The 3,742-nt window shown below is 66.0% G+C and carries 5 protein-coding genes; all 5 read right to left on the reverse strand.

Going from position 1 to position 3,742, the window contains the following annotated elements:
* The coding region (gene gspL / locus ABIV12_RS12495) for a type II secretion system protein GspL (protein ID WP_348059751.1) at positions 1-875 on the reverse strand (875 nt) is incomplete at its 3' end.
* Between the two features lie 73 nt (positions 876-948).
* Entirely contained in the window at positions 949-1,905 is a 957-nt protein-coding gene (gene gspK, locus ABIV12_RS12500) for a type II secretion system minor pseudopilin GspK (protein ID WP_348059753.1), read from the reverse strand.
* Positions 1,902-2,636: a type II secretion system minor pseudopilin GspJ gene (gene gspJ, locus ABIV12_RS12505; RefSeq protein ID WP_348059755.1), complete on the reverse strand. Its 735-nt coding sequence runs from the start codon at positions 2,634-2,636 to the stop codon at positions 1,902-1,904. Before gspJ ends, gspK begins: the two co-directional genes overlap by 4 nt.
* Complete coding sequence (gene gspI, locus ABIV12_RS12510) at positions 2,633-3,010, reverse strand: type II secretion system minor pseudopilin GspI (protein WP_348059757.1); 378 nt, start codon at positions 3,008-3,010, stop codon at positions 2,633-2,635. Before gspI ends, gspJ begins: the two co-directional genes overlap by 4 nt.
* Positions 3,007-3,516: a type II secretion system minor pseudopilin GspH gene (gspH, locus tag ABIV12_RS12515; protein ID WP_348059759.1), complete on the reverse strand. Its 510-nt coding sequence runs from the start codon at positions 3,514-3,516 to the stop codon at positions 3,007-3,009. Before gspH ends, gspI begins: the two co-directional genes overlap by 4 nt.
* Positions 3,517-3,742: the final 226 nt, after the last annotated feature.

The raw sequence follows: 3,742 nt of genomic DNA on the forward strand, positions 1-3,742 counted from the left end.
TCGATATCCGGAAACGCCTTCGCGACCGCTTCCTGCGCGAGCACATCCATGCGCGCCGATGCGCGCGACAGACGCATCACGTCGAAACCGAGATTGGCGACCGCGAGCACCAGGACCGCGGCGGCAAGCATTGCGGCAAGACGCCAGCGGCGTGCACCGCGCGCGTGTCGATGGCGCGTCGCGAATTCGCCATCGAGCAGGTTCAATGCCGGCTGCGCCAGACCGGCCGCGAGATGGACGAGTGGATCACTCTGGCGTTCGTGGTACGACGACGACTTCAACGGCAACACCAGCGCAGGCGCTGCGCGGAAATCGTGCACGACCAGCGGCGCCAGTGTCGCGTCGCCATTCGCCTGTTCGAGCCAGTGCGGAAACTCGCTCAGCGAACACGCAAACGCGGACCATGGCGCGAGGCGAACGATCGCGCGGTTGCCGTCGATCATCACGTTGACCGCCTCGGCATCCGCGGGCAGCGCGAGCGTTTCGGGAATCAGCACGTCCGGCGTGATGTTCGCGGTGGCAAGATGATCCAGCCATTTCGTCATCGTGGCCTTCGCAACGACCGCTGCACCCACGCTGTCACCATTGCCGGTCGCGGCGGCAAAATGCTGGTCCTCGATCGCGCCGAGCAACTGGTCCTCGATCGCAAACGGCAATGCCTGCAGCAACTGGGCGCGATTGCGCGCACTCAATCGAACGTCGGTCAGCAGCACGTCTTCGGACGGCACCAGCACGACGATCTCGCTGCCCGCCGCCAGAACCGATGCTGGTGGGTCGCCCGCGGTCGACACGGATGGCGTGCGTGCTCCGGCCGACGTTCGCAGCCAGGACAGGCCGCCATCGGAATCGAGGCGCAGCAACAGGCGATCGGGCATGGCGACTTCGATGCAAGGAAACGCCGCGATTGTAGTCGAGATCGCCGCAGGGTCGAACGGAACGCCGGCGCGGTCAGCGCAGCGTGGTGTCGCGCGCCGGATCGGCACTGATCGCGGCCGGTGCGATCAATGCGTCGTCGCTGCCGCGACTGCGCGAGATCACCATCGACGTTCGTCCCTGTACGCGTTCGATCAGGCTGAAGAACGTGAATGGCACGTCATCGAGCACGATGTCGCCGCGGGCGAGGAAGTAGGTGCTTTTGACACCGAGGCCAGTCAGCGGACTTTCCGGCGGAAGCTGCGCCGCCGTGGCGAACTTGGGCAGGTCCGGATAGTTCGCCTGACCATTGTTCCAGATCTTCTCCGCGTTGGATTGCGAAATACCCAGACTTTGCAGCACCGGCACCGTCGCGGTGTTGACGTTGATCGACGTACCCGCCGGCAGCGCGCACACGTGCGGCGCCAACCGCGCGTAAGTCTCACCGTCAACGCCCTTCACCAGCCGCAGTTCCGAGACCTGGGAAAAATTCCGACGCGACGCGCGATAGGGAACCGGCTGCGCGAGATAGTAGCTGTCGTCAGACGTCCCGTTTCCATCCAGCCAATGGCTCACGGCGTCGGCGAGCGATGGATTCACGGCGAGCGTGGTCAACAGCACCTTGAACCGCTGCTCCCAGATTGTGCCGTTGCTTCCCGACAGATTGTTGAGATTGAAGCAGCCATTCATGTCGTGCATTGTCGCGGCAATCACGCCGCCGGGAACCGGCTGTGGCGGCAACGGCGTTGCCCACGGACTGGCGTTTGTATCCGTGCCGCCCTCTCGCTGCGTATCGACCAGCACTTGCACCGCATAGATCTCCAGACCCTGCGCGTATGCCTCGGCCTGCTCCGACCGCAGTGCATTGCGCGTGCGCGCCAGTGCGAGCTCACCGCGATCGAGCAGCGCGGCAACGAGGATCACCGCCAGCGCGACGACCAGCAGCGCAACGAGCAAAGCAACGCCCTGCTGGTGTTTCGCCGATGTCCTCATGGGGCGGGTGCCTGCTGTGGAACCGTAAGCGGCAGCGACGACGGAATCTCGACCAAGCGACGGATTTCGCCAAGGTCCGAGAGCACGAGGCGAAACTCGACCGCCCTCGGGATCGGTTCCGCCGGGGTGGAGCGATCCGCGCACGCCAGTTGCTGACGCGGCGGCCACGCGTCCTGCCAGACTCCATCACACCCGTAGTACCGAAAATGCAGCTCAGTGACGCGGTCGAGCAGATCGCTGGTGACCGGCACCGAGCTCGACGCACGATCAAGCACCGCGTAGCGACCACGCCGCACTTTGCGATCGTCATACGCGTACACGACGCGCTCCAGGTTGCTGCGCGGCTCCGCGCGCGGATTGGCGAAACCCATCCGGGTGAATTCGATCGTGTCGGGTCCCCCGAGCAACGCCGGCACTGGATTGCCGTCGTTGCCGAGCACCGGCCGCGCGATAGACTGGCGCAGGTCGCGCGCAAGCGCGGAGACACTGCGCGTGACGGACGCGAACCGGTCCTGCTGCGTGGCGAGCGCACCTCGCGTGCGCGCGATCGCGGCAAGACCGCCGTACGCCGCGGCCGCAAGTGCGGCGAATACGGCGAGCGCGACCAGAAGCTCGATCAGCGTGAAGCCGCTTGCATGCCCCGATTCGCTGAGCCGGGATCTGGATTTGCAGACGCTGAAGAGCGGTTGCGCTCGCGTCGGGAGTGCGCGGTCGACTCCCGACATGTTCATGGCAGTGCGGTTCCCGCGAATCCGCTCAGCGTCGCCGAAGGTGCTTTCGATTCGCCGAGGTACACCGTCACATCGATGCGCCGGATCTCCGGCACCTGCGTCGGCTGCACGTTACGCGTCCAGCGCCAGTCGCGCGTCGCCAGTTGCATGCGGCCGTCGCTTTTGCCGGTGGGTGGAAACGGCGTCGCGAGCCGCGTTTCGGTGAGCACGTTGGCGCCGACCCAGCCGGCGAGCGTGCGCTCGCGCAATGCATCGAAGCTTTGTACCTGCACGCTGGCTGCGCGCGTCAATGCGAGCAACGCGATCGCCACGACGGCGAGCGCAATCAGCACTTCGATCAGGGTGAATCCGCGGCGGCGACGACGCAAACTCATCTGGCGTCCTCGATGCGTTTGGACTTCAGCGTGCCGTCGTCCTTTCCGTCGATGCGATAGCGCACAGCGGCATCGCCGAGCCCAAGCTCAAGCGCGAACGGCGTCATTTCGCCAGATGAGAAACACACCAGCTGCGGCATGTCGTGCCCTGGCGTCGCGAGCGCCACGGTGCGATCCGCGTTGGTCAACGCGATGCGGAGGCCCGCCGGCCACGTGCGCGCGCGCAGTTCGCCGTCGTTGCCGAAGGTTCGCCACTCGTCGCGATCGAGGCGGCTGAATGCGTACCCGCTCGCGGACATCACGACGCCGATCTCGCGACCGGTGAGCTCGGCCTGGTTGCACGCGTGTCCAACCAGAGCCTGGAATCGATCGGACGCATTGGCCAGTTGCCGCTCGCTGCTGCTGCCGATTGCGATGACCAGTGCGGCCGCGAGCACGCCGGCAATGACAACAACGACGAGGAGTTCGATCAGGGTGAAGCCGGCTGAGAGCCGGACGTCGGCCATCGGCATCGGCCCGTTGATGAACCGGCGCGCGTGCGTTCGCGTTCTTCGAGGCTCTTCTTCGCCAACCGCGTTGCGCAGGCGGCAAGCGCCGGCCGCGGACGGCGCGTCCGGCCTACAGGAGCGCGTTGAATCGGAGGGTGACACGCGGCGGTGTCCGCAGGTGCGGGGTCACGGATCCCAGTTGCCGACGTCGCCCGATTCGCCGTCGCCGCCGGGTTTGCCGTCG

The organism is Dokdonella sp. (assembly GCF_039926425.1).
Classification (GTDB): Bacteria; Pseudomonadota; Gammaproteobacteria; order Xanthomonadales; family Rhodanobacteraceae; genus Dokdonella_A.